The organism is Marinobacter sp. (assembly GCF_033722195.1).
Lineage (GTDB): Bacteria > Pseudomonadota > Gammaproteobacteria > Pseudomonadales > Oleiphilaceae > Marinobacter.
Map to the genome: position 1 here is coordinate 1 of NZ_JAWVZL010000023.1, position 24435 is coordinate 24435.

The 24435-nt window shown below is 64.6% G+C and carries 17 protein-coding genes; 4 read left to right on the forward strand and 13 right to left on the reverse strand.

Going from position 1 to position 24435, the window contains the following annotated elements; all coding sequences use genetic code 11:
- The first annotated feature begins 329 nt into the window (after nt 1-329).
- The 3 genes from R3280_RS06515 to R3280_RS06525 are packed head-to-tail and all read left to right on the forward strand — an operon-like array spanning nt 330 to nt 3464.
- The gene (locus tag R3280_RS06515; protein ID WP_318997808.1) at nt 330-878 is read left to right on the forward strand and encodes a peptidylprolyl isomerase; all 549 of its coding nucleotides are present in this window, start codon (nt 330-332) and stop codon (nt 876-878) included.
- A gap of 2 nt (nt 879-880) precedes the next feature.
- Nucleotides 881-2779 (forward strand): bifunctional tRNA (5-methylaminomethyl-2-thiouridine)(34)-methyltransferase MnmD/FAD-dependent 5-carboxymethylaminomethyl-2-thiouridine(34) oxidoreductase MnmC, encoded by a 1899-nt coding sequence (gene mnmC / locus R3280_RS06520; RefSeq protein ID WP_413468746.1) that lies wholly within the window; start codon nt 881-883, stop codon nt 2777-2779.
- Between the two features lie 52 nt (nt 2780-2831).
- Nucleotides 2832-3464 carry a CBS domain-containing protein gene (locus R3280_RS06525; RefSeq protein ID WP_318997779.1) on the forward strand — a complete coding sequence of 211 codons (633 nt, stop codon included), beginning with the start codon at nt 2832-2834 and terminating at the stop codon, nt 3462-3464.
- A 42-nt stretch (nt 3465-3506) separates the two neighbouring features.
- Here R3280_RS06525 and R3280_RS06530 read toward each other — a convergent pair whose 3' ends face one another.
- From R3280_RS06530 to R3280_RS06550, 5 genes are all read right to left on the reverse strand, one after another.
- A complete protein-coding gene (locus R3280_RS06530) occupies nt 3507-6398 on the reverse strand; it encodes a hypothetical protein (protein WP_318997780.1) in 2892 nt (963 codons plus the stop codon).
- Nucleotides 6399-6568: 170 nt separating this feature from the next.
- Nucleotides 6569-8593, reverse strand: coding sequence for an NAD-dependent DNA ligase LigA (ligA, locus tag R3280_RS06535; RefSeq protein ID WP_318997781.1), 2025 nt, complete (start codon nt 8591-8593; stop codon nt 6569-6571).
- 339 nt (nt 8594-8932) lie between these two features.
- A complete protein-coding gene (zipA, locus tag R3280_RS06540) occupies nt 8933-10015 on the reverse strand; it encodes a cell division protein ZipA (protein WP_318997782.1) in 1083 nt (360 codons plus the stop codon).
- A 137-nt stretch (nt 10016-10152) separates the two neighbouring features.
- Nucleotides 10153-13647, reverse strand: coding sequence for a chromosome segregation protein SMC (gene smc, locus R3280_RS06545; RefSeq protein WP_318997783.1), 3495 nt, complete (start codon nt 13645-13647; stop codon nt 10153-10155).
- A gap of 23 nt (nt 13648-13670) precedes the next feature.
- Nucleotides 13671-14342 carry a GntR family transcriptional regulator gene (locus R3280_RS06550; RefSeq protein WP_318997784.1) on the reverse strand — a complete coding sequence of 224 codons (672 nt, stop codon included), beginning with the start codon at nt 14340-14342 and terminating at the stop codon, nt 13671-13673.
- Nucleotides 14343-14606: 264 nt separating this feature from the next.
- Here R3280_RS06550 and R3280_RS06555 point away from each other — a divergent pair, with 264 nt between their 5' ends.
- Entirely contained in the window at nt 14607-15539 is a 933-nt protein-coding gene (locus R3280_RS06555; protein WP_318997785.1) for a GGDEF domain-containing protein, read from the forward strand.
- A gap of 12 nt (nt 15540-15551) precedes the next feature.
- On the opposite strand, the gene rluB is transcribed toward R3280_RS06555, so the two are convergent.
- From rluB to odhB, 8 genes are all read right to left on the reverse strand, one after another.
- A complete protein-coding gene (rluB, locus tag R3280_RS06560) occupies nt 15552-16499 on the reverse strand; it encodes a 23S rRNA pseudouridine(2605) synthase RluB (protein WP_318997786.1) in 948 nt (315 codons plus the stop codon).
- 32 nt (nt 16500-16531) lie between these two features.
- A complete protein-coding gene (scpB, locus tag R3280_RS06565; RefSeq protein WP_318997787.1) occupies nt 16532-17191 on the reverse strand; it encodes an SMC-Scp complex subunit ScpB in 660 nt (219 codons plus the stop codon).
- Nucleotides 17192-17235: 44 nt separating this feature from the next.
- A complete protein-coding gene (locus tag R3280_RS06570; protein WP_318997788.1) occupies nt 17236-18063 on the reverse strand; it encodes a ScpA family protein in 828 nt (275 codons plus the stop codon).
- A 30-nt stretch (nt 18064-18093) separates the two neighbouring features.
- Nucleotides 18094-19308, reverse strand: coding sequence for a tryptophan--tRNA ligase (locus R3280_RS06575; protein WP_318997789.1), 1215 nt, complete (start codon nt 19306-19308; stop codon nt 18094-18096).
- A gap of 175 nt (nt 19309-19483) precedes the next feature.
- The gene (gene sucD, locus R3280_RS06580; protein ID WP_318997790.1) at nt 19484-20356 is read right to left on the reverse strand and encodes a succinate--CoA ligase subunit alpha; all 873 of its coding nucleotides are present in this window, start codon (nt 20354-20356) and stop codon (nt 19484-19486) included.
- Entirely contained in the window at nt 20356-21522 is a 1167-nt protein-coding gene (gene sucC / locus R3280_RS06585) for an ADP-forming succinate--CoA ligase subunit beta (RefSeq protein ID WP_318997791.1), read from the reverse strand. The genes sucD and sucC overlap by 1 nt, the downstream gene beginning before the upstream one ends.
- A 170-nt stretch (nt 21523-21692) precedes the next feature.
- Nucleotides 21693-23135 carry a dihydrolipoyl dehydrogenase gene (gene lpdA, locus R3280_RS06590; protein WP_318997792.1) on the reverse strand — a complete coding sequence of 481 codons (1443 nt, stop codon included), beginning with the start codon at nt 23133-23135 and terminating at the stop codon, nt 21693-21695.
- Between the two features lie 36 nt (nt 23136-23171).
- Entirely contained in the window at nt 23172-24416 is a 1245-nt protein-coding gene (gene odhB / locus R3280_RS06595; RefSeq protein ID WP_318997793.1) for a 2-oxoglutarate dehydrogenase complex dihydrolipoyllysine-residue succinyltransferase, read from the reverse strand.
- Nucleotides 24417-24435: the final 19 nt, after the last annotated feature.

Consider the following 24435-nt stretch of genomic DNA (forward strand, 5'->3'; position numbering starts at 1 on the left):
GGCTCCGGGTCCAGAAACGCTTCGCGTCATTGGGTTATCTTTGGTGTCGATGCGCCGTCCCGGTCAATCAAGGCAATCAGACAGTTACTTTATATTGCCTGACAATCGAGAATTGTAAACCCATGCTCTGCCGGATTCTTAACTTATCGCCATCAGCGGCGCCGGGGATCTCTGGTAGAATGCGGAAGCTGGAGAACACGGTTTTCTGACTCAATATTCAAGGATGCAAGGTAACGATGAAGCTGTCCCTGGCCCCACTGACTACCCTCCTGTCGATCGCCCCCGCACGCCTGAGCGCGCTGACACTGGCTGCGGTCTTCCTGATTGGCATGACCGGCCCACTGAACGCCGCCGAGCCGCAAGCCCCGGAAGCGGACCAGAGCCTGCCCCGGGTCGTGATCGAGACCACCGAAGGCAACATCGAACTCACCCTGCGACCGGATGTGGCGCCCGAAACCGTCAGCAACTTCCTGGCTTACGCAGAGGCCGACTTTTACCAGGGCACCATTTTCCATCGGGTGATTCCGGGCTTCATGATCCAGGGCGGCGGGTTCTCCGAGAACCTCGAGCGCAAACAGACCCGTGATCCGGTGCCCCTGGAAGCCAAACCAACGGTGAAGAACCTCCGCGGCACCATTGCCATGGCGCGCACCGGCGACCCGGACTCCGCCACCTCCCAGTTCTTCATCAACCTGGTGGACAACGACTACCTCAATGCCGGCGCCCGCGGCCCCGGTTACACGGTGTTCGGCAAGGTAACCTCCGGAATGGGCGTGGTGGATACCATCGCCGGCAAGGCCACGGGCCGGCGCAACGGCATGGCCGACGTACCCCGCGAACCCGTGATCATCAAAGACATCCGCCGCCTGGGTTCCTGATGATGAACACGGCTAGCCCCAGGCCCCCTGCCCTGGTCGCCGCCGAAATCGACTGGCAAAGCGGCCAGCCGGTATCGGCCCGCTATGGCGACGTCTATTTCTCCCGGGACGATGGCCTGGCGGAGAGCCGTTACGTATTCCTGGCACAGAACCGACTGGCCGAACGCTTTGCCCGCCTGGGCATAGGCGAGGCCTTTGTGGTGGCCGAAACCGGCTTCGGCACCGGCCTGAATTTTCTGGCCACCTGGCAGCTGTGGCGTGACAGCGCAGCGCCGGAGGGTGCGACGCTGCACTTCGTCTCAATGGAACGCCATCCCCTGACACCGAATGACCTGGCCCGGGCCATCGCCCTCTGGCCGGAGCTGGCGCCCCTCGGCGAAGCGTTGCTGGCCCAGTACCCGGCGCTGACCGAGGGCCTGCACCGGCTCACCCTGGACGGGGGTCGGGTCAGGCTCAGCCTGTATTTCGGCGATGCGCTGGCGGCCCTGTCGGACCTGCGTTTCACCGCGGACGCCTGGTTCCTGGACGGCTTTGCCCCGGCCCGCAATCCCGATCTCTGGGCCGAGCAGATCACCAGCGCCATTGCCCGCCACAGCCATGAGGGCACCACTCTGGCCACCTTCACCTCGGTGGGCCGTGTGCGCCGGGCGCTTGCGGACGTGGGCTTCGTCATGAGCAAGAGTCCGGGTTACGGGCGCAAACGGGAAATGCTGACCGGTGTTTTCACGGTTCCCGGCAAGGAGGCCAGGCCCCAGGCTGCGGAACCGGAAGCGGTGATCATCATCGGTGCCGGTATCGCCGGCTGCCTGCTCGCCCACAACCTGGCCCAGCGCGGACGCCGGGTGACGGTTCTGGATGCCGGTGACGACGCCGGTGCCGGCGCCTCCGGCAACCCCCAGGGCGCGCTTTACGTCAAGCTGGGAGTTGACTTCAATCCCCAGACGCAGCTGGCGCTGTCGGCGCTGCTGTTCAGTCAGCGCTTCTATCCTCTCAACGCGCCTACTGCCTGGCACGGTACCGGTCTGTTCCAGATGGCTTACAACCACCAGGAGGCCGACCGCCAGCAGCGGTTCCTGGAACGCAACGACTACCCGGACACCGTGCTGACACCGGTGTCGGCGGCAGAGGCGAGCGAGTTCTGCGGCCTGGCGGTGCCGGCCGGCGGACTCTGGTTCGCCAACAGCGGCTGGCTGACGCCGAAAGCGCTGTGTCGCGCCCTGCTGGATCACCCCAACATTCACGCCAAGCTGGGCTTCCGTGTGACCCGGTTGATGCCCTGCAACGGGCGCTGGCATGTGTCCGGCCAGGTCGGGCCGCAACTGGCGGCGCACACCGTGGTGCTTTGTGCCGGCCACAAGACACCGGACCTGCTGCCCGCCAGCGGTGGTTTCCGTTTCCGCGCCATCCGGGGCCAGGTGACCTCGGTGCCGAGCGAGGCCCTCCACGCGCCCCGGGCCGTGATCTGCGGGTCGCGGTATCTCAACCCCAACCATGACGGCCAGTGCCTGACCGGCGCCACCTTTGACCTGCACGATGCGTCCGAGAACGTGTCCGCCGACAGTCACCTGGAAAACCTGCGGGAGCTGTCCGGCAACCTGCCGGCCCTCTGGCGCGGCCCGCAAGCGCCCTCCCCGGCGGCGGTCAGCGGACGGGTGGCGTTTCGCTGCACAACCCATGACTACCAGCCCACGGTGGGCACCCTGACGAGCCGCACGGGCAAAGTACTGGAAGGCATGGAAGTGTTCACCGGCCTGGGCAGCAAGGGCCTGGCCTATGCCCCGTTGCTGGTGGAGTTTCTTGCCGATCGCCTGACCGGCCAGCCGGAAGCGCTGCCGTTGTCGCTGTCGCAACGGTTGGGCCCGGAGCGCTGCCGGGTGGCGGATACGCAGAAAAGCGCTTGAGGTTTACGGCTGACGGCCGATAACCAGTGAGTGAACGACAGGGGGAGGCCTCATGGCCATATTTGTAAGTGAACCGGGAAGACCCATCGGAACTCGGCTGCCTGAGAGCGCCCGCAGTCGCCGCACCCCTGCCGTCACCGAAACCGACGAAATCCAGAAGCCCCAGCCCGGCTACAACGAGAATACCGACCCGGCGTTTCTCAACGCCCAGCAGGTCACCGCGCGGCGGGCCCTGGCGGAATACGGCGAGGCCAGCGAATCCAGCCCGGAGGCCCAGCGGCCCTACCTGCCGGTGTCCCGTATCTGCTCGACTTACCTGTACAGCGTGGAAGCAACGGACACCATGGCCACCGCCCTGGCCACCATGGACGAGCACGGAGTGCATCATCTGGTGGTGATGACGGAGGGTGAAGTGGCGGGCCTGATCGGCTTGAGCTGGTTACTGGACTGGATTCACCGCAACCGGGCGAACGCCGCCACCCAGACCTTTACCCAGGTGGAGTTGCCGGCCTTCCTCACCGCCACGCCCGAGACCGACGCCCACCAGCTGGCCCGGCTGATGCTGGCGCACCAGCTCAACGCCGCCCTGGTACTGGATTTCAACGGCGGGGCCAAGGGGCTGGTGACCAGTACCGATTATCTGCGGCTATACGCCGACATCAGCCGCCAGGAAGGTTCGGTATAGCCCGCGAAACAGCCACCACCCCACAGTTGGCCGCCCTTCCCCTCAGGGAGTGAGCAGCCGGCCCTCGCCGGTGAACAGGTTCAGGGACCAGGTCTCGCTGCCGGACGCGCCCTCGCGGATCAGGGTGATCAGCTTGTCACCGCGATACTGCACCAGGCCATCGATGCCGGCCGTGATGTCGCGCTGCACCCGCCAGCGGGTTTCCAGGCCCGGCCTCAGAACCGGCGGGCTGACGGTGTCTTCGCTCTCCTCCACATCGATGCCGTCGCCGTCGCCGCCTCCGTCACCATCACCCCCGCCCTCGCCTGCCTGCGAATCGGCCTCCGGTTCCGGCTCCACTTTCTTCAGTCGGGCCAGTATGGGCTGCCGGCTCCCCAGTGAGGCGGTGGACTCCGAACTGAACCGCCCGGTGGTGAAGCCCGCGGTGACGATGTCATCGTTGAACGGCACCAGGAAGTCGAACTGGTCTGTCGCGGCATCGGCCTGGTCGTTCAGGGTCAGCGCCGCCAGGGACTTGCCCAGGGTCGAGAAGCCCAGCACCGAGGCCGCCGGACTGCCCAGGGCCTCGCTGGTCAAAGTGGCGGTAACCAGGCCATCGCCATCGGTCTGTTCTTTTCGGGCATAGCCATTTGGCGCTGCCGTCAGCCAGAGTTCGCTGCCCCGCAGGAAGGCGTCCTGGATATTGTCATTGCCGGCGGTACCCAGCTGCCGCACGGTAATGTCGCCGCCGGCCGAAGACGCGGTGTAGAAATACAGGTCCACCCCTCCGAGGGCCGGTTCGCCGGCCACCTGGCCGGAGCTGGTGCCGACCAGGGTGGCGCTGCTGCTCTGGACACTGATGGCGTGAACCCGGTCGTCCAGACCCGAGCCCACCTGCCGGGTCCAGGCCAGGGCGGGCACTTCGGTGCTGCCGCTCAGTTCAGTGCCGATCCGCTGCACGTAGCTGTCCAGTCCGCCCCGGTTGGTTCTCTCCGGCCAGCTGCCGCTGGTCTCGCCACCAACGAACAGGGCGCCGGAGCGGTCCATGGCCAGGGCTCGGGGCAGGTCATCGCCGGCGGTACCGGTCTGGAACCGCCACACCGGGGCGTAGCCGCCGGCCATGCTGTCGTAGCGGAACAGGGCCTGGACACTGTCCACGCCGCCGCTGTTGCTGGCGCCGGCCAGGGCGCCACGGCTACCAAAGGTGACGGCGATCTCCTCCCGGGTCACGGTGGCGTTGCCCACATCGGCGGGCCGTTCGTTGTAGCTGAGCAGGGGCGGCGCCTCGGAATCGGCGGTGACACTGGCAACAACCAGGGAATCAACCATGTTGCCCTTGCGGTCATAGACAACCAGCAGCGGTGTGCCTGCGGGTTCGCCGCTGAAGCCGGTGAGGTCCACCCCCACCAGGGCAATCCCGCCATTGCGGGCCAGAACCAGGTCGGTGGGGGCAAAATCGCCACTGGAGCCAACCTCAAGACTGCTGAGCAGCTCGTTGATGGTCAGCCTGAGGCCGGTGTCCTGGGCGGCCGCGTAGAACTCCCGGCCGTCCTGGAAGCGCTCATCGGCGTTGATCACCATCAGCTTGTCGTCGTCCACCGGCACCATGCTGTCGTTCGGCGCCGCCACCCGGAAGGTCAGGTGGTTCTGGCCCGGTCCGAACACCAGTTCCTCCACCTGGATCCAAGTGCCGGGCTGGTCGGTATCCGGCACTTCGATGATGTAGTCGTCACCCGGGACCGCGGTGGAAACCTCCTCCTGTCCCAGCCGCACTCGGTAGCTGGCGTCGCTGTCCAGGCGGTTCTCCAGGCGGGCCCTGTACTGCCGGTTCTCCTCGGCATTAATGACATCCCGCTGGTAGCCGGCCTCGGTCTCGAACACCACCGAGGTCTGGTTGTCCCGGATGGTGAGGGTCCGGCTCACGCCGTCATCGCCACTGCCCAGGGCGGCCAGGCCCTCCCGCACATCGGTCAGATCGATGGAAAACAGCTCGCTGGTTTCCGGCACGTCATCGGACACCACCTCCAGTCGGATGTAGCACTCGGTGATGCCGGGCTCGAGGGTCAGCACACCCCGGGTCAGGTCGCCATTGGCGTCGGGCTGGTACTGCAGGTATTCCGGCACTTCAAGCCGGCCTTCGCTGTCGCTGCCCATGGCCACCACGTCCTTGCCAATCATGGCCCGGCCGCGGTTCACGGCACTGTGGGTGCAGCGCTGGTGCGGCGCCGTGAAGCTGCCCTCGCAGCTGCTGGGGTCGAAATCGGAGGTTAGCTCGAAGGCAATCCTGATGCGGGTGACCGAGGGCTTGGCCAGCAGGACCTTGACCAGCACCGGCGTGGTTTCCTTGCTGCGCTGGGCGGACGCCGGCGGTGGCGTGATCACCTCGCCCTGGTCGTCGTAGACCTCGGCGGTAAACTGGTGCAGGCCGGTGCGGCGGTCGCCGTCACCCTCCACCTCGCCCAGATCCGGCAGCTCGCAGACGTTGGCATCGTCGGAGGCCTCTACGTCCGGGTACTCGCCTTCCTCGAAACCCTCCGATTCCAGGGTGACGGTGTTGTGTCGCACGTCGATATCGAACGGTTGCAGGCCAACCCGCTCGCCATCCGTGGTAAGCAGGGTGACATCCACGGTCTTGCCCAGATCCTGCTCACCCCGATTGCCGCCGGTCAGCCCCGGAACGCCGCGCATGATGATGCCCTGGCGGGCCTTGTTGCTGGTATCTTCAAGCGCCAGCCAGGACGGCGCATTGGTGAGGGAGTACTGCAGGATGCCGTCACCGCCGTAGACCCCGAAATTGTAATAGTACTCCACGCCCAGGTAAGCCACCGGCGCCGGGCTGCCCAGAACCGTGGGCTGTTCCGGGTCTTTCTCGGTCTTGCAGGCGGTGAGCGCAAGGGCGGCAACGAGGGTGATGAGTACCCGGACCGGGCGAAGGGTATGGGATTCGGCGCGCATGCAGGCATCCATGTCAAAGGACGTTGTTGTTATGGTGACGGCCGGGTTACAGACCGTTACAGAACGTCGTCATGGTAATCAATTTGCCTGATGCGCTATCTGCGCGAGTTCTCAGATTGGGGTTGCGGGTCCCGCGGGACCCGCCGGTAAAAGGTCGTGGCGCCGACTACCTAGAGGCCGTGGCTGGACAGCAGCTCCTTGAAGCCGTCCTCGTCCAGGACCTTCACATCCAGCTCCTTGGCCTTCTCCAGTTTCGAGCCGGCGGACTCCCCGGCCACCACGCAGCTGGTTTTCTTCGATACGCTGCCGGCCACCTTGGCACCCAGCTGTTCCAGGCGCTCCTTGGCCTCCTCCCGGGTGAAGTCATCCAGGGTACCGGTGAGCACCCAGGTCTCACCTTTGAGCGGCATGGCCTTGCGGTCGGTCTTCTCGCTCTGCCATTTCACGCCGGCGTCCCGCAGGCGCTCGATGATTTCCTGGTTGTGGTCCTGGTCGAAGAAGCTGCGGATGTGTCCAGCCACCACCGGCCCCACGTCCGGCACTTCCTGGAGATCCTCCTCGGAGGCCTCCATGACCGCCTCCAGGTTGCCGAAATGCCGCGCCAGGGCCTTGGCCGTGGACTCCCCCACTTCCCTCACGCCCAGCGCGTAGATGAAGCGCCACAGGGGCGGCTCGGTGGAACCCTGGATGGCCTCCACCAGATTGCTGGCGGACTTCTCGCCCATGCGCTCCAGCTTGGTCAGGTCCTCCACCTTGAGGTGGTAGAGGTCCGCCACATCACGGACCATGTCCTTTTCCACCAGGATATCGATCCATTTCTCGCCCAGGCCCTCGATGTCCAGCGCCTTGCGGGAGCCGTAGTGACGGATCGACTCCTTGCGCTGGGCGGCGCAGTAGAGCCCGCCGGTACAGCGCGCCACCGCCTCGTCCTCCGGCTGGATGACGTCGGAATCACAGACCGGACAGGTATCCGGCAGCTTGATCTTGCGGGCGTTGCCGGGGCGCTTGTCCTCCACCACCTTGACCACCTGGGGAATCACATCGCCGGCCCGGCGTACGATCACGGTATCGCCGATCCGCACACCCAGCCGCTCGATCTCGTCCATGTTGTGGAGGGTGGCGTTGCTGACCGTGACGCCGCCGACAAACACCGGCTCCAGCCGGGCCACCGGCGTGATGGCGCCAGTCCGGCCGACCTGGAACTCGACGTCCTCGATCACCGTCATTTCCTCCTGGGCGGGAAACTTGTGGGCAATGGCCCAGCGCGGCGCCCGGGACACGAAGCCCAGCTCCCGCTGCAGTGACAGCTTGTTGACCTTGAACACGATGCCGTCGATCTCATAAGGCAGATCGTCCCGCTTGTCCTCCAGTTCCTCATAGGCCTTCAGGCACTCGTCGGCACCCTTGGCCCGGCGCATCTCCCGGTTGACCCGGAAGCCCCAGTCCTTGGCCCGCTTGAGGCACTCCCAGTGGTTGTCCGGCAGGTCTTTCTCGTCTTCCACGGCGATGCCGTAACCGCAGATCTCCAGCGGCCGGCGTGCGGTCACCTTGGGGTTCTTCTGGCGCAGGCTGCCGGCGGCGGCGTTGCGGGGATTGACGAAGGTCTTCTCGCCCCGGTCCGCCAGCTCCCTGTTGAGCTTTTCAAAGCCCTTTCGGAGCATGTAGACCTCGCCCCGCACCTCCACCAGGTCCGGGTAGTCGTTGCCCCGCAGTTTCAGGGGCACCGAGGGAATGGTGCGGATGTTGGCGGTGATGTCCTCGCCGGTGTAGCCGTCGCCCCGGGTGGCGGCCCGGGTCAGCTTGCCCTTCTCGTACAGCAGGGAAACCGCCAGGCCGTCCAGCTTGGGCTCACAGACGTACTCCACGTCCTCGTCCGTACCCAGGCGCTCCCGGACCCGGCGGTCGAAATCCCTGAGCTCGTCCTCGCTGAAGGCGTTGTCCAGGGACAGCATGGGCACCCGGTGCTCGACCGACTCGAAGCTGGTCTCGCCGGTAGCGCCGACCCGCTGGGTGGGGGAATCGTCGGTCACCAGGTCGGGATGTTCGGCTTCGAGGTCCTGGAGTTCGCGGAACAGGCGGTCGTATTCGGCGTCCGGAATCTGGGGATCGTCCAGCACGTAGTAACGGTAATTGTGGTCGTCAATCTGCTCGCGGAGTTCTTTTATCCGCTTGGCCGCCGAAGAGCTCTTGCCCATACCGTCCGTCACCTCCCCTGAACATGAAAATGCCCGGTCTGGCCGGGCATGCACTGAGGAGCCTCTGATTGACTCCTGAATGGCCTCTGCGGGCTCTGAGGGCTGCAGCTGCAAGGCGCTGCTCGCCGCCAATGGCCGTAGCCCTTGGCAAGAGTAGCAACGCGGCAGATGCAGCCCTCAGAGCTCGCCCTCCGGGGCTTTCAGAGCAATCCACACTCGGCGTTGCGACTTCTTGTAAGGTCCAGACATTACTGCAAAGTCGCGCCTTGATTGTGAATCGCTCTGAAAGCCAGAGACCATTCAGGAGTCAATCAGAGGCTCCTTACAACAGCTGCCGCTTCAGACCCGCTGGGACCGTCGTTTTCGCTCGAACTCCCGAACCCGCTGCCGGCAATGCTCGATGGTCTGGGGCGTCATCACGCTGCGACGTTCGTCTTTCAGCTCACCGCCGAGGTTCCTGACCACACACTGGGCGGTTTCCAGCATGAAGTCGAAGGCCTGCAGTGGATGGCCGGGCCCGGGCATGCTCATGAAGAAGCTGATGCCTGGCGTGGACAGGCTGGCCATGTCGTCCTCACGGAAGGTGCCGGGCTCCACCGCGTTGGCGACGCTGAACTGCACCGGGCTGGTGGTGTCCGCCTCTTCGTGGCGGTGGTAGATGTCCATATCGCCAAGCTCCAGGCCACAGGCCTCGAACAGCTTTTTGAGGGCGGCGCCGTTGAAGGCCTTGTCGGGCCGGGCCAGCACATTGATGACGATGACTTCCTGGGCAGGCGGGCGATTGGCGCCGGCCGGCGGCTGGCGTCTGGCGTTGGCCGCGGGCTCCCGGCGGGCGGTGTCCTCCTCCACCTCCGAGGTGACCACCGGCGGGGCCTGCTCCGGCTGCCTTGCCCTGGGCTCGGGTCGCTCCGGCTTCGCTGCCTTGCTGGAGGTTTCCGGCTCGGGCTGCCGGCGTTCCGGCGCTACCGGCCGGGCCGCACCCAGAATGCCGTCGTCGTCCAGGGGTTCGTCGTCCAGGGCGCTCCAGACGCTGTCCGGCGCCTGCTCCGGCTCGAAGGGCCGATGCTCGGGCTCTGGCTGTACCGGGCGTTCCGGCTTGGGTGCCGGCGCTGTCGGTTCGTCCCTGCCGGCCGTCCGCGTGGAGATAATGGGTCGTGTGGGCTTGGGCTCGGGATTGGCAAACCGGCTGCGACCCGCCTTGCGTTCCGGCCGGCCCGAGGCGTTCACCGGCCGGGCGCCACCGTTGGGTAACTCGGGATTGTACTCGTCCTCCAGCGGCCCATCTTCCAGATCATCCGCCCCCATGCCGGAGGAGATCGCCATCGCGTCCTTGCGGGCTCTTCGCATGCGGCGAATGCCATCGATAATGATGCCCAGAATGACCAGGGTACCTATGGCAATTAACCATTCCCTAAGCGACATAGTGCTGCTGTCCTGTGTGCGAATCCCGTAACGGGGTTACTCTATGCAATGCCTGTAATGAATACAACGCGGGACAGGCTCCCATGGCCTGATTGTCATCTTCCCGTACCCCAGTGTCCACAACGCGGCGCCTGCGGTTACATTTCGGCCAGTGCCGCCGCCTCTTCCACATCCACGGACACCAGCCGCGAACAGCCGGGCTCGTGCATGGTCACACCCATCAGCTGATCCGCCATTTCCATGGCGATCTTGTTGTGGGTGATGTAGATGAACTGAACCTGGCTGGACATTTCCTTGACCATGTTGGCGTAGCGGCCCACGTTGGCGTCATCCAGGGGCGCATCCACTTCGTCCAGCATGCAGAAAGGCGCCGGGTTGAGCTGGAATATGGAAAACACCAGGGCAATGGCGGTCAGGGCCTTCTCGCCACCGGACAGCAGGTGAATGGTGCTGTTCTTCTTGCCGGGCGGCCTGGCCATGATGGTAACCCCTGTTTCCAGCAGGTCCTCGCCGGTCAGCTCCAGGTAGGCATTGCCGCCGCCGAACACCTTCGGGAACAGTCCCTGCAGGCCCGAGTTGACCTTGTCGAAGGTTTCCTTGAAGCGCTGGCGGGTCTCCCGGTCGATCTTGCGGATGGCGTTATCGAGGATCTCCAGGGCCTCCATGAGGTCCTCGTGCTGGCTATCCAGATAGGTCTTGCGCTCGCTCTGGACCTGGTACTCCTCGATGGCGGCCAGGTTGATGGCGCCCAGGCGCTGGATGCGGCCGGCGAGCTTCTCCAGCTCCTCGGCCCAGGCCGCCTCGCTGGCCTCCTCCGGCATCTGCTCGAGGATCTCCCGCAACTGGACATCCAGCTCCCTGAGCTGCTCCAGGTGGTTGGCGGCCCGGATCTCCAGGGCCTGGGACTCCAGCTTGGCCTTCTCCAGGCTGGCCCGGATGTCCTGGATGACGTGTTCGGCGCGGCTGCGGCCCTGCTCGTTCTCCCGCACCTGGCGGTCGATCTCTTCCAGGGCGTCCCGGGCCACCGCCAGTTTTTCCTCCTCGGCCAGGCGCCGGTCCAGCAGGCCCTCCAGCTGAAGCTGAAGGTCCTCCAGCGGCTCCTCGGCCTGCTCGCGGCCGTCCTGGAGCACCGCTACCCGCTCCTCAAGGCGCTCCCGCTGCATCTGCATGCGTTCCAGGGTCTGGCGCAGGCCCTCCCGCTGGCTGGTGAGGGTCTGCAACTGAAGCTGGAGCTGGTGGGCGTGGTCGCGGTCATGGCGGGCCTGCTGCCTAAGCTGGTCCAGGTTGGCCCGCAGGCCGTCCCTCTGGGACAGCAGGCGTTCCTTCTCTACATCGCTGTCCTCATTGGCGGCCAGGGCGTCCTGCCATTCCAGGCGGACCTCCGCCAGGGCTTCCTGCTGTTCCTGAAGCTGCTCGCGGATATCGTCGCTGTCGTCGCGGATGCGCTGCAGGCGATCGTCGATCTGCTCGGCCCGGGCCCGCAGGCCGCTGATGCGGGAGCCCACCTGGCTCAGTTCGCGCTCGGCGTCGTTGAGCTGGCGCTGGGCCTCCTCGCGCTCGGTTTCGTTGCGGGCACTGCGCTCCTGCAGCTCCTGCAGGGCCGCGGTGCTGGTCTCCAGCTCGGCGCTGGCGGCCTGTAACTGATGGTCCAGGTCGTCCACCCGGGCCTGGCGCTCGATGACGCCCACCTGGCCGGCTTCCGACAACGGCATCCGCAACCAGTGGCGGCCCAGCCAGACGCCGTCCCGCGTCACGATGCTCTGCCCCGCTGCCAGCTGAGGCCGGCGGGCGAGAGCCTCGTCCAGGGTGTCGGCGGTCTGGACGTCCGCCAGCAGATCGGCCAGCCCCTCACCACCGCGGATACGGGCCAGCAGGCTGCCGTTGGGCGCCGTAATGGCGCCACCGGTTTCCACCAGCGCCGCGCCCTTGGGTGCCTGGGCCAGGGCCTCCGCCAGCTCACCGAACGCCGGGACCGAAAGACTCTGGGACAGGTTGCCCAGGACCTGCTCGACCGCAAAGGACCAGCCCTCGTCGATGGTCAGTTGCCGGGCCAGCCGCGGGCTGTCCGCGAGGTCGAAGCGGTTCAGCCAGCTCTGCAGCTGGTCATCCTGGCTGCCAAGCTGCTCTGCCAGCAGGCTCTGCTGGGACTCCAGATTGGCGGTCAGCGACTGGACCTGCTGGCGCTGGCGGCTGACCGTCTCCTCCATCGCCCTTTGGCGCTGGCGGCTGTCCTGCAACTGCTCCTGGACGGACTCGATGCGCATCGCCAGCTCTTCGCTGCGCAGGCTGCAGGTCTGCTCCTGTTCCAGCAGGCCCTCCAGCTCGGTTCGGTCCAGCTGGCCTTCCAGCAGGGCCTGCTCCTCCTGTAGCCGCTGCTGGCGGCTTTGCAGGCGCTCGATATTGTCCTCGGTAGCGCGAATCCGGGACTGGGCCAGTTCGGCCTGGCGGCGGGCGTCCGCCGAGCGGCTGCTGAAGGCCTCCCAGGTGGACTGCCAGTCCGCCATGGCGGCTTCGGCATCCTGCAGGCGCTCGCCGGAGACTTCCGCCCGTTCGGCCAGCTCCTCCTGCTCCGGCTCCAGCATGGCCAACTCTTCCTGGACCGTCTCGAGCTTGTGCTCGTCCTGCTCCAGCTCCCGATCCAGCTCGCGCTGATTGGCCAGGGCCTGGTCCAGCTCGGTTGCCAGTTGCCGGCTACGTTCCCGCTGGTGCTCCAGGCTCTGCTCGATACGGGCGATGTCAGCTCCGGCCTCATAGTAGCGGGCCTGGGCCTTGTTGAAGTGCTCGGTGCGCTCCTGGTGATCCTGGCGCAGGGACTCCAGGGCGGTTTCCAGCCGGACCCTTTCGGTCAGCACCCGCTCAAGTTCCAGCTCGGTGTCGCGGATGCGTTCCCGGGCCTGCTGCAGGTCGGTATCCAGGGCCTGCCAGCGCAGCACCGTGAGCTCGGCCTTTTTCTGGCGCTCTTCCTGTTTGTAGGCCTTGTACTTTTCCGCGGCCTGGGCCTGGCGCTGGAGATGCTGCAACTGGCGCTCCAGCTCCTCCCTCAGGTCGGTGAGGCGCTCCAGGTTCTCCTGGGTGCGGCGGATGCGATTCTCGGTCTCGCGCCGGCGCTCCTTGTACTTGGAGATGCCCGCCGCCTCCTCGATGTAGATGCGCAGCTCCTCCGGCTTGGCCTCGATCAGACGGGAGATCATGCCCTGCTCGATGATGGCGTAGCTGCGGGGCCCCAGACCGGTTCCGAGGAACAGATCGGTGATGTCGCGACGGCGGCACTTGGCGCCATTGAGGAAGTAATCGGACTGGCCCTCACGCAGGACACGGCGCTTGACGGAAATCTCGTTGAAACTGACGAACTCCCCCGGTGCCGAGCCGTCGCTGTTGTCGAACACCAGCTCGATGGAGGCCTGACCCACCGGCTTGCGGGCGCTGGATCCGTTGAAGATGACGTCGGTCATGGACTCGCCGCGCAGGTACTTGGCGGAGCTCTCCCCCATGACCCAGCGCACGGCGTCGATGATGTTGGACTTGCCGCAGCCGTTGGGGCCCACCACCGCGGTCATGTTGCTGGGAAAGGGTACCGAGGTGGGATCCACGAAAGACTTGAAGCCGGCCAGCTTGATGGACTTCAGACGCATGGGCGCGCTACCTGCATGGAAACCTACTCCTGTTCCAGGATCCGCAGCACCTGCCGGCGCTGGTGCTCGCCAAACTCGCGGATGGACGCTTCCAGCGCCATCGAATTGCCGGTGCTCGCCGCTTCCACGAGCTGGCGGAAAAACCGCCGGGTTTCGGTGATTTCACCGCGGAAGTTGTCCAGCGCCACGAAATAGGTGCGGCTGATGGCCGGACGGAAGTTCTCGAGGGTTTCTTCCAGAAAGGGGTTGTCCACCAGCGCGAAGGCCTGGCGCATAACCCCGAAGCCGGCCTCGATCACCGCCTCGGTGGAGCCGTTGCGGCTGTCACTGCGATCGATCAGGGTCTGGATCTCGTTCATCTGCGCGGCCATGCCGGTCAGCTCCGCCGCCGACCATTTCTCCAGTACCTTCCGGCCCAGCATACAGAGCAGCTCGATGTACATATCGTAGAGGCTGTTGACCAGTTCAGGGGTGAGCTGGGACACCACGGCGCCACGGCGCGGGAAAATCTCGATCAGGTGGCGGCGCTCCAGAATCAGCAGCGCCTCGCGCACCGAGCCCCGGCTCACATCCAGCTCGCCGGCCACCTTGAGCTCCTGAATGCGCTCGCCGGGCCGCAACTGACCACTGATGATCCGCTGCCCCAGGTGCTGGGCGATCTGTTCAGAGAGACTCTCGGGTGCCTGAAACCGCATAACGTCCTTGATCCGGGGTGCCGTTCGGGGTGGTGAACAAGCTGCGAAGTGTACCACAAGGTAAGCCGCTGTCAGGTATCTTCGGCTGGCCGCGGCCCTGGCCCGGCAGAGCCTTGCCGCCGCCGCGCCGGATTTTTGACTGTTTGGGGGCAGGACTTCCCATCCACCTCAATATTTGTCCCTATCCCCTTGTTTTAATTATTTTTTATTCATGTGGCATTTTTTGTGCTTTGGATTATGCAATCTTGATGTAAGGAGCACGTAATGGCCGGCACCACCCCTTTTGTCGCCCGCAGTAACGACGGTCAGCCCAACCTGGCGGCACTGCGGAAAATCAGCGAACAGTGGCGCGAATCAGATGACGCCTACACCCGCCTGTGCCGGCGCATGTCCACAACGCTGTCGCTGGAGACGCTGATCGGCATCTTCGCCGAGGAACTGGCCGGGCTGGTGGGCTATGACCAGTTGACCTACCGCCACCAGATCGGCCACCAGGATTTCGTCTATGCCAGCGGCATGGGCGGACGCCACCGTTGCGACTACCGCCTGCAACTGGAAGGCGTCAGTTATGGCGGCCTGACCCTGACCCGGCGCCGGCGCTTTGCCGAGGAAGAACTGGCGGCGATCGAGCAAATGCTGTCCGTGGCCATCTGCCCGATTCGCAACGCCTGCCAGTTCGCCCAGGTCCAGCAGGCCGCCCTTACCGACGCGCTGACCCAGATCCCGAACAAGCGGGCGCTGGATGAGGCCCTCAATCGCGAATGCCATCTGGGAGACCGTCACCAGCAGGCCTGCACCCTGATTCTCTGCGACCTGGACCACTTCAAAAGGATCAACGACACCTACGGCCATGTGATCGGCGACCACATTCTCAAGGCCACCGCCCGCGAACTGAACCGGGCCACCCGCAACAGCGACACGGTGTTCCGGTTTGGTGGCGAGGAGTTTGCCATCCTGCTGCCCCACGCCTCTGAGGCGGAAGCCCGTCAGGTGGCGGAGCGGGTGCGCAAATTTATCGCCGAGATACTGGTCAGCTGTGGCGAGCAGCAGGTGGCGGCCACGGCCAGCGCCGGCATCGCCACCCGCATCAGCGGCGAGACCCCCGACCAGTGGGTTGCCCGTGCCGATGAGGCGCTCTACCGGGCCAAGGCCCAGGGTCGCAACTGCACCCGCGTCGCCGAGCGCATCAGCGACTGAACCGAAGCAGATCTAGGACTTGCGTCCGGACTTGGTCGGCCGGGTGCCGCTGACCTGCCATTTGCGCCCACCTGACTTCTTTTCCGGCCGGCTCGGCTGTTTGCGCTGCTTGCGCTTCAGGGCCGCGGCCTCGTCAGGAGTCTGGACCGGCAGCGGCACCGGTTCCAGTCCCACGGTCTTGCTGAGATCATCCACGCCCTTCTGGTTCATTTCCTCCCAGCGCCCGACGCTGAGCCGGCTGGGCAGGAACGCTGGGCCATAACGAACGCGCTTGAGCCGGCTGACCTGCAGCCCCTGGGATTCCCAGAGCCGGCGCACTTCCCGGTTGCGGCCCTCGAACAGGGTGACATGGAACCACTGGTTGATACCGCTACCGCCGGCTGGGGTGATATCGGAGAACCGCGCCACGCCATCTTCCAGCATCACGCCTTCCAGCAGGCGCTGCAGCATGGCCTCGTCCACCTCGCCAAAGACCCGGACCGCGTACTCGCGATCCACCTCGTGGGAGGGATGCATCAGCCGGTTGGCCAGCTCACCGTCAGTGGTGAACAGCATCAGGCCGGTGGTGTTGATGTCAAGACGACCGATGGCGATCCAACGCTGGTCCTTGAGCCTGGGCAGGCTGTCGAACACCGTGGGACGGCCTTCCGGGTCCTTGCGGGTGCAGACCTCGCCTTCCGGCTTGTTGTACATCAGTACGCGGCGTACGGTCTGGGTGGTTGCACTCAGGTCTAGGCGGCGACCGTCGAGCTCGACCCGGTCCGCCGGTGAGGCTTTCTGGCCGGGCTCGGCGGGCTGGCCGTTGACCGTGACCCGCCCTGCCTCTATCCAGGTTTCCACTTCCCGGCGTGAACCGATACCGGCGCGGGCCAGCAGCTTCTGCAGGCGCTCCGGCCCCACCTCGGTCCGTGCCGGGGATTTCTGGGGTGGACGCTGGTTTCGAGGGCGTTGTGACGCCATGGATCTATCCTTTGGTTGGCCAGACGGGTCTGTCAATGCAGGGTCTGGTCGTCAATATGGGTGTCGTCCTGATCGGGCTCGTCCTCAACCGGGCTGTCCGGGGTGTCGAACTCGATTTCGGCCTGAATGGTCTTCTCCACTTCCCGGCCGATTTCCTCCAGGTCCCGGATATCCGCCAGCGGTGGCAGCTGGTCCAGGCTGTTCAGATTGAAATAGTCAAGAAACTGACGGGTGGTGGCGTACATCGCCGGCCGGCCCGGCACGTCCCGGTGGCCTACCACCCGCACCCACTCGCGCTCAAGCAGGGTGCGGACAATGTTGCTGCTTACCGTCACGCCCCGGATGTCCTCGATCTCGCCCCGGGTGATTGGCTGACGGTAGGCGATCAGTGCCAGGGTCTCCAGCAGGGCCCGGGAGTAGCGCTGGGGCTTTTCCTCGAACAGCTTCGCCACCCAGGGCGCATAGGCCTGGCGTACCTGGAAACGATAGCCGCTGGCCACTTTCCTGAGCTCAAACCCCCGGCCCTCGCAGGCCTGTTCCAGCTGGAACAGCACATGCTCCATGACCTGACGGGCCGGACGCTCGTCCTCGTCGAACAGCTCCCGCAACTGCTCCAGCGACATGGGCCGGCCGGCGGCCAGCAGCGCGGCTTCGACGATGGCCTGGAGACGGCGGATGGTGTCTTCGTTCATGGCGTATTCCTGGACTCCTGCGGGGTGACGGTATCAGCGCCGGCTCAGGCCGCGGCCCGGGCCCGGACATGGATGGGGCCCAGCACTTCGGCCTGCACAACCTCAATGAGCTGCTCCTTGACCAGCTCCAGCGTGGCCAGGAAAGTGACCACCACCCCCAGGCGGCCCTCCTCGAGGGTGAACAGGCTCTCGAAGCTGACGAACCGGTCGTCGGTCAGCGCCGCCAGAATGGCCGACATGCGCTCCCGGGTGGACAGCCGCTCCCGCTCCACATGGTGACTGGTAAACAGCTCCGCCCGCTTCAGCACCCCCTGCAGCGCCAGCAGCAGTTCCCGCAGATCCACATCCGGCGCCGCCTGGCTGCTGGGCAGATCCGGCAGTGACGCGCTGGTGGTGAAGTTGTCACGCTCCAGGCGCGGCAACGCATCGACGTCCTCGGCGGCCTTCTTGAAGCGCTCGTACTGCTGCAGGCGACGGATCAGCTCGGCCCGCGGGTCCACCTCCTCGTCGTCCTCCGCCTCCTGGCGGGGCAACAGCATGCGGGACTTGATCTCCGCCAGGGTGGCCGCCATCACCAGGTATTCCGCCGCCAGCTCGAAACGCATGGCCTCCACCGCGCCGATGTAATCCATGTACTGACGGGTGATCTCACTGACGTCGATGTCGAGGATGTTCATGTTCTGGCGCCGGATCAGATACAGCAGCAGATCCAGCGGGCCCTCGAAGGCCTCGAGGAACACCGCCAGGGCGTCCGGCGGAATGTAGAGATCCTTGGGCAGATCCACCAGCGGCTTGCCGGACACGCGGGCAACCGGAACGACTTCCGGCTCCGGGGGCGTCGGGGACTGATTTACCGCTGCGTCTTCCGTCATAACATCGCCTGTGGTGCGGCCGCGTACGACCTAACGGTAGCGCAGGCCCATGGCCGCGCGGACTTCTTCCAGGGTTTCGCGGGCGGCGTCCCGGGCTTCCTCACAGCCCTCGTCGAGGATGGAGCGCACCAGGTCGGGGTTGCCCTCATACTCGCGGGCCCGCTCGTGCAGTGGCCGCTGCTCCTCCACAATGGCGTCGATCACCGGTTTCTTGCAGTCCAGGCAGCCGATACCGGCGCTACGGCAACCGGTCTGTACCCATTCCTTCACTTCATTATCGGAATAGACCTGATGCAGACCCCAGACCGGGCACTTCTCCGGTTCGCCCGGATCGGTGCGGCGCACCCGGGCGGGATCGGTCTGCATGGTGCGGATTTTCTGCGCCACGGTGTCCGGGTCTTCCCGCAGGCCGATGGTGTTGTGGTAGGACTTGGACATCTTCTGGCCGTCCAGGCCGGGCATCTTGGACTCCGGCGTCAGCAGCGCCTGGGGCTCCGGCAGAATCACCTTGCCACCACCCTCGATGTAGCCGTAGAGCCGCTCCCGGTCCCCCAGGGAGATGTTCTGCTGTTCCTTGAGCAAAGCCCGGGCGGTATCCAGGGCCTCCATGTCGCCCTCTTCCTGGTAGCGGCGCTTGAGGGCCCGATACAGCTTGGCGTTCTTCTTGCCCATCTTGACGATGGCACCCTCGGCCTGCTCCTCGAAACCCGGCTCACGGCCGTAGAGGTGGTTGAAGCGCCGGGCCAGTTCCCGGGTGATCTCGATGTGGGAGACCTGGTCGGCGCCCACCGGTACCCGCCCTGCCCGGTACATCAGGATGTCGGCGCTCTGGAGCAAGGGATACCCAAGAAATCCGTAAGTTGCGAGATCTTTCTCACGCAACTTCTCAATCTGGTCCTTGTAGGTCGGCACCCGCTCCAGCCAGCCCAGAGGCGTGATCATGGACAGCAGCAGGTGCAATTCTGCGTGTTCCGGCACCCGCGACTGGATGAACAGCGTCGCCGAGCCCGGGTTCACCCCGGCCGCCAGCCAGTCGATCACCATGTCCCAGACACTGCTCTCGATGGTGGACGGGTCGTCGTAATTGGTGGTGAGTGCGTGCCAGTCGGCGACAAAAAAGAAGCACTCGAATTCATGCTGGAGTTTGACCCAGTTCTTCAGCACGCCGTGGTAGTGACCAAGATGCAGTTTACCGGTGGGGCGCATTCCGGACAGCACACGTTGCTGGGAATCTACAGAACTCAAAGCATGAACTCCTATGGACAGGTCTGTGGCACATGATAAAAGAGACAAGGGCGGGATTATAGACTGATGTGGCCCCGAAATAACCTCCGATTGCATCGGCCCTGCCCCCAGAACGCAAAACCCCCGCTGTCCGAAGCTCCCGGACGCGGGGGTTTGTGTATCTGCTGGCAGTGTCTTACCAGCCGGTCACTTCCTTCAGCGCCTTGCCGATGTCGGCCAGGCTGCGCACCGTCTTCACACCGGCGTCTTCCAGGGCGGCGAACTTCTCGTCCGCGGTGCCCTTGCCACCGGCGATGATGGCGCCGGCATGGCCCATCCGCTTGCCCGGAGGCGCGGTAACGCCTGCGATGTAGGACACCACCGGCTTGGTGACGTTGTCCTTGATGAAGGCCGCGGCGTCTTCCTCGGCGTTACCGCCGATCTCACCAATCATCACGATGGCCTCGGTCTGCGGATCGTCCTGCAGCAGTTTGAGGATATCGATGAAGTTGGAGCCCGGGATCGGGTCGCCACCGATACCGACACAGGTGGACTGGCCGAAGCCGAAGTCGGTGGTCTGCTTGACCGCTTCGTAGGTCAGGGTACCGGAGCGGGACACGATGCCCACCTTGCCGGGCTTGTGGATGTGACCGGGCATGATGCCGATCTTGCACTCGCCCGGTGTGATCACGCCCGGGCAGTTGGGGCCGATCATCCGTACGCCCTTGCGATCCACGTACTCCTTGGCATAGAGCATGTCGATGGAGGGAATGCCCTCGGTGATGCACACGATCAGCTGGATGCCGGCATCGGCCGCCTCGATGATGGCGTCCTTGCAGAAAGGCGCCGGTACGTAAATCACGGTCGCCTCGGCACCGGTCTTCTCGACCGCTTCAGCGACGGTGTTGAACACCGGCAGGCCCAGGTGCTCGGTGCCGCCCTTGCCTGGGCTGACGCCGCCAACCATCTTGGTGCCGTAGGCCAGGGCCTGTTCGGAGTGGAAGGTACCCTGTGCGCCGGTAAAGCCCTGACAGATAACCTTGGTGTCTTTGTTGATCAGGATACTCATTATTTACCCCCTGCGGCTTTAACGACTTGCTCTGCGGCATCCGCCAGGCTGGTGGCGGCGATGATGTTGAGTCCGCTGTCCGCCAGCACCTTGGTGCCCAGCTCAGCGTTGTTGCCTTCGAGTCGAACCACGACAGGAACCTTGACCCCGACGTTCTTGACCGCACCGATGATGCCTTCGGCGATCATGTCGCAACGCACGATGCCGCCGAAGATGTTAACCAGCACGGCCTTGACGTTGGTGTCGGAGAGAATGATCTTGAACGCCTCGGAGACGCGCTCCTTGGTGGCCCCGCCACCGACGTCCAGGAAGTTGGCGGGCTGGCCGCCGGACAGCTTGATGATGTCCATGGTACCCATGGCCAGGCCGGCGCCGTTCACCATGCAACCGATGTTGCCATCGAGAGCCACGTAGTTGAGCTCCCACTTGGCGGCCTCGGCCTCCCGGGAATCTTCCTGGGACGGGTCGTGCATCTCGCGAATCTTGGGCTGGCGGTACAGCGCGTTGCCGTCAACGTTGATCTTGGCGTCGAGGCAGTGCAGCTTGCCTTCCTTGGTGATCACCAGCGGGTTGACTTCCAGCAGGGCCAGGTCGTTCTCTTCGAACAGCTTGGCCAGACCCATGAAGATCTGGGTGAACTGCTTGATCTGGTCGCCTTTGAGGCCCAGCCTGAACGCCAGGTCACGGCCCTGGTAGGCCTGCGGGCCAACCAGCGGGTCGATGGCGGCCTTGAGGATCTTTTCGGGAGTTTCTTCCGCGACTTTCTCGATCTCGACACCGCCTTCGGTGGAGGCCATGAAGACAATGCGGCGGGTACCACGGTCCAGAACCGCACCCAGGTAGAGCTCCTGGTCGATGTCGGTCAGGCTCTCAACCAGGATCTTGCTGACCGGCTGGCCCTTCTCGTCGGTCTGGTAGGTGACCAGGTTCTTGCCCAGCCAGTTGCTGGCGAATTCCTTGATCTCACCCTTGCTGCTGACCAGCTTGACACCGCCGGCCTTGCCGCGACCACCGGCGTGGACCTGAGCTTTGACCACCCAACGGTCTCCGCCGATCTTGTCGGCTGCCGCAGCGGCTTCGTCAGGAGTGTCGCAGGCAAAGCCCTTGGATACCGGCAGGCCATATTCAGCGAACAGCTGCTTGGCCTGATATTCGTGCAAATTCATAATTTTGTCCCGCTTATTGATGGAGGATAACCATTTACGGAAGTCTAACCCGCGCGCCGCGAGTTATGGACGATGCGCCGGGGATCACCTCAGCGCATCTATGCAACGGCCGGAAGCCGGCGTTGAGCCTGTGGGATGCCCCCGCTGACATCCCGGCTTCCGGTCTGGCGTTACTTCTTTTTCTTGCGGTTGGCGATGTGAATCGCGCCGTCATTGACACCCAGCGCCGCCTCGTGAACGGATTCAGAGAGGGTCGGATGGGCAAAGCAGGTCAATGCCAGGTCCTCGGCGCTGGAGCCGAATTCCATGGCGATCACACCCTGGGCCACGATTTCCGAGGCCTGGGGCCCGACAACGTGGAAACCGAGAATGCGGTCGGTCTTGGCATCGGCGATGATCTTCACCAGACCCATGGCGGAGTTGGCCGCCATGGCACGACCGTTGGCCGCAAACGGGAAGGTGCCGACCTTGTATTCCTCACCCTCGGACTTGAGCTGCTCTTCGGTCTTGCCGACCCAGGCCACTTCCGGATGGGTGTAGACCACGTTGGGAATGCAGTCGTAGTTGACCTGAGGCTTGTGACCGGCAATCCGCTCGGCCACCATGACGCCCTCTTCCGACGCCTTGTGGGCCAGCATCGGGCCACGCACCACGTCGCCCACGGCCCAGACGCCGGGGGCATCGGTACGGCAGTGGTCGTCGACAAAGATGAAGCCGCGCTCGTCCAGGTTGACGCCGGAATCCGCCGCCAGCAGGTTATCGGTGTGGGGCCGGCGGCCAACGGCCACGATCAGCTTGTCCACCTTGATTTCCTGCTCGCCCTTGCCATCCTCGTACTTGACGGTGATGACCTTGCGGTTGACCGAGGTTCCGGTCACACGGCACTTGAGCTGGATGTTCAGGCCCTGCTTCTTGAAGTGCTTCAGGGTTTCCTTGGCCACCTGCTGGTCCACCGCCGGCAGGAAGGTGTCCAGGGCTTCCAGCACGGTTACTTCTGAGCCCAGGCGGTTCCAGACACTGCCCAGCTCCAGGCCGATGATGCCGGCACCGATCACACCCACGCGCTTGGGCACTTCGTCAAACTCCAGAGCCCCGGTGGAGGTCACGATCAGGTCGTCCTTCAGCGGCGCCGGCGGGATCTCGATGGGATCGGAACCGGTGGCCAGAATGACGTTGTCGGCCTCATAGACGGTGGTCTTGCCGTTCTTGTCGGTGACTTCCACCTGCCGGTTGGCCAGCAGCTTGCCGTGACCATGTATGGAGGTGACGCCGTTGGCCTTGAACAGGCCGGCGATGCCGCCGGTCAGCTGATTCACGATGCCGGCCTTGCGCTCCATCATCTTGGCGACGTTGACCTTCAGATCCTTGATCTCGAGGCCCTGGTCGGCGAAGTCGTGATGAGCCTCCTCATACTTGTGGGAGATCTCAAGCAGAGCCTTGGAGGGAATGCAGCCCACGTTCAGACAGGTACCGCCGAGCACCTGCTTGCCATCCTCCTCGGATGTCCAGGACTCGACGCAGGCGGTCTTCAGACCCAGCTGGGCGGCCTTGATGGCCGCAACATAGCCGCCGGGACCTGCCCCAATGACAATAACGTCGTACTTATCAGACATGACTTATCCTGTTTTCTGATTCGTTGAGTGTCAGGTTCAGACGTCCAGCAGAATGCGCGCCGGGTCTTCAACCATATCCTTGATCGCCACCAGGAACTGCACCGCTTCCTTGCCATCGATCATGCGGTGATCGTAAGACAGAGCCAGGTACATCATGGGCAGAATCACGACCTGACCGTCCACCGCCATGGGCCGCTCCTGGATCTTGTGCATGCCCAGGATCGCGGTCTGCGGCGGGTTCAGGATCGGCGTTGACATCAGCGAGCCGAACACACCGCCGTTGGAGATGGTAAAGGTGCCGCCGGTCATTTCCTCAATGCCCAGCTTACCGTCTTTGGCCTTGGTACCATATTCGACGATTTTCTTTTCGATATCCGCCAGGCCCATGGCATCGGTATCACGCAGTACCGGCACCACCAAACCGCGATCACTGGAGACGGCCACGCCGATATCCTGATAACCGTGGTAGACCATGTCGTTGCCGTCAATGGAGGCGTTGACCATGGGGAAACGCTTGAGCGCTTCGGTGGCCGCCTTCACGAACAGCGACATGAAGCCCAGCTTGATGCCGTGGCGCTTCTCGAAGCTGTCTTTGTACTGTTTGCGCAGATCCATCAACGGCTTCATGTTGACTTCGTTGAAGGTGGTCAGCATGGCCGCGTTCTGCTGGGCACTGACCAGGCGCTTGGCGATGCTGGCCCGCAGGCGGGTCATGGGCACCCGCTTCTCGGGACGCTCACCGGCGGGGATGTCGGCGGCCGGAGCGGCGGCAGCCGGAGCCTGGCTGGCGGCCGGCTTCTGGGCCTTGCCACTGTCGATATGGGCCTGAACGTCTTCTTTGGTGACGCGGCCGTCCTTGCCGGTGCCTGCCACTGCGGCCGGGTCGACATTGTTCTCGTCCGCCAGCTTACGGGCGGCGGGGCTCAGAATGGCCTCGCCACGGGGCTCGGAAGGACCGCCGGCCGGTTCGGTACGGCCCTCGTCCTTCTTGCCATCACCCTTGTCGGCGGGCGCCTTTTCAGCGGGTGCGGATTCCCCCTTGGCACCCTCCTTGGACCGGCCGACCACTTCACCGCTCTCAACGGTGTCGCCTTCGTCCTTGAGGATCTCCTCAATCACGCCGTCCGCCGGGGCTACCACCTCGAGCACCACCTTGTCGGTCTCGATGTCGACGATCAGCTCGTCACGGCTACAGGCTTCGCCGGGCTTCTTGTGCCAGGTCGCGACTGTGCCTTCGGCGACCGACTCGGGGAAAACGGGTGCTTTTATCTCTGTTGACATCTCTGATCCTTAGTTCGGT

Bases quoted from the DNA above. Each gene is read 5' to 3' on its own strand.
- ligA (WP_318997781.1), bottom strand. From the start codon at position 8,593: ATGGGCAAGAGCTCTTCGGCGGCCAAGCGGATAAAAGAACTCCGCGAG.
- sucD (WP_318997790.1), bottom strand. From the start codon at position 20,356: ATGAGTATCCTGATCAACAAAGACACCAAGGTTATCTGTCAGGGCTTT.
- R3280_RS06530 (WP_318997780.1), bottom strand. From the start codon at position 6,398: ATGCGCGCCGAATCCCATACCCTTCGCCCGGTCCGGGTACTCATCACC.
- mnmC (WP_413468746.1), top strand. From the start codon at position 881: ATGAACACGGCTAGCCCCAGGCCCCCTGCCCTGGTCGCCGCCGAAATC.
- rluB (WP_318997786.1), bottom strand. From the start codon at position 16,499: ATGGCGTCACAACGCCCTCGAAACCAGCGTCCACCCCAGAAATCCCCG.
- R3280_RS06525 (WP_318997779.1), top strand. From the start codon at position 2,832: ATGGCCATATTTGTAAGTGAACCGGGAAGACCCATCGGAACTCGGCTG.
- odhB (WP_318997793.1), bottom strand. From the start codon at position 24,416: ATGTCAACAGAGATAAAAGCACCCGTTTTCCCCGAGTCGGTCGCCGAA.
- sucC (WP_318997791.1), bottom strand. From the start codon at position 21,522: ATGAATTTGCACGAATATCAGGCCAAGCAGCTGTTCGCTGAATATGGC.
- R3280_RS06570 (WP_318997788.1), bottom strand. From the start codon at position 18,063: ATGACGGAAGACGCAGCGGTAAATCAGTCCCCGACGCCCCCGGAGCCG.
- scpB (WP_318997787.1), bottom strand. From the start codon at position 17,191: ATGAACGAAGACACCATCCGCCGTCTCCAGGCCATCGTCGAAGCCGCG.
- lpdA (WP_318997792.1), bottom strand. From the start codon at position 23,135: ATGTCTGATAAGTACGACGTTATTGTCATTGGGGCAGGTCCCGGCGGC.
- smc (WP_318997783.1), bottom strand. From the start codon at position 13,647: ATGCGTCTGAAGTCCATCAAGCTGGCCGGCTTCAAGTCTTTCGTGGAT.
- zipA (WP_318997782.1), bottom strand. From the start codon at position 10,015: ATGTCGCTTAGGGAATGGTTAATTGCCATAGGTACCCTGGTCATTCTG.
- R3280_RS06555 (WP_318997785.1), top strand. From the start codon at position 14,607: ATGGCCGGCACCACCCCTTTTGTCGCCCGCAGTAACGACGGTCAGCCC.
- R3280_RS06550 (WP_318997784.1), bottom strand. From the start codon at position 14,342: ATGCGGTTTCAGGCACCCGAGAGTCTCTCTGAACAGATCGCCCAGCAC.
- R3280_RS06515 (WP_318997808.1), top strand. From the start codon at position 330: ATGACCGGCCCACTGAACGCCGCCGAGCCGCAAGCCCCGGAAGCGGAC.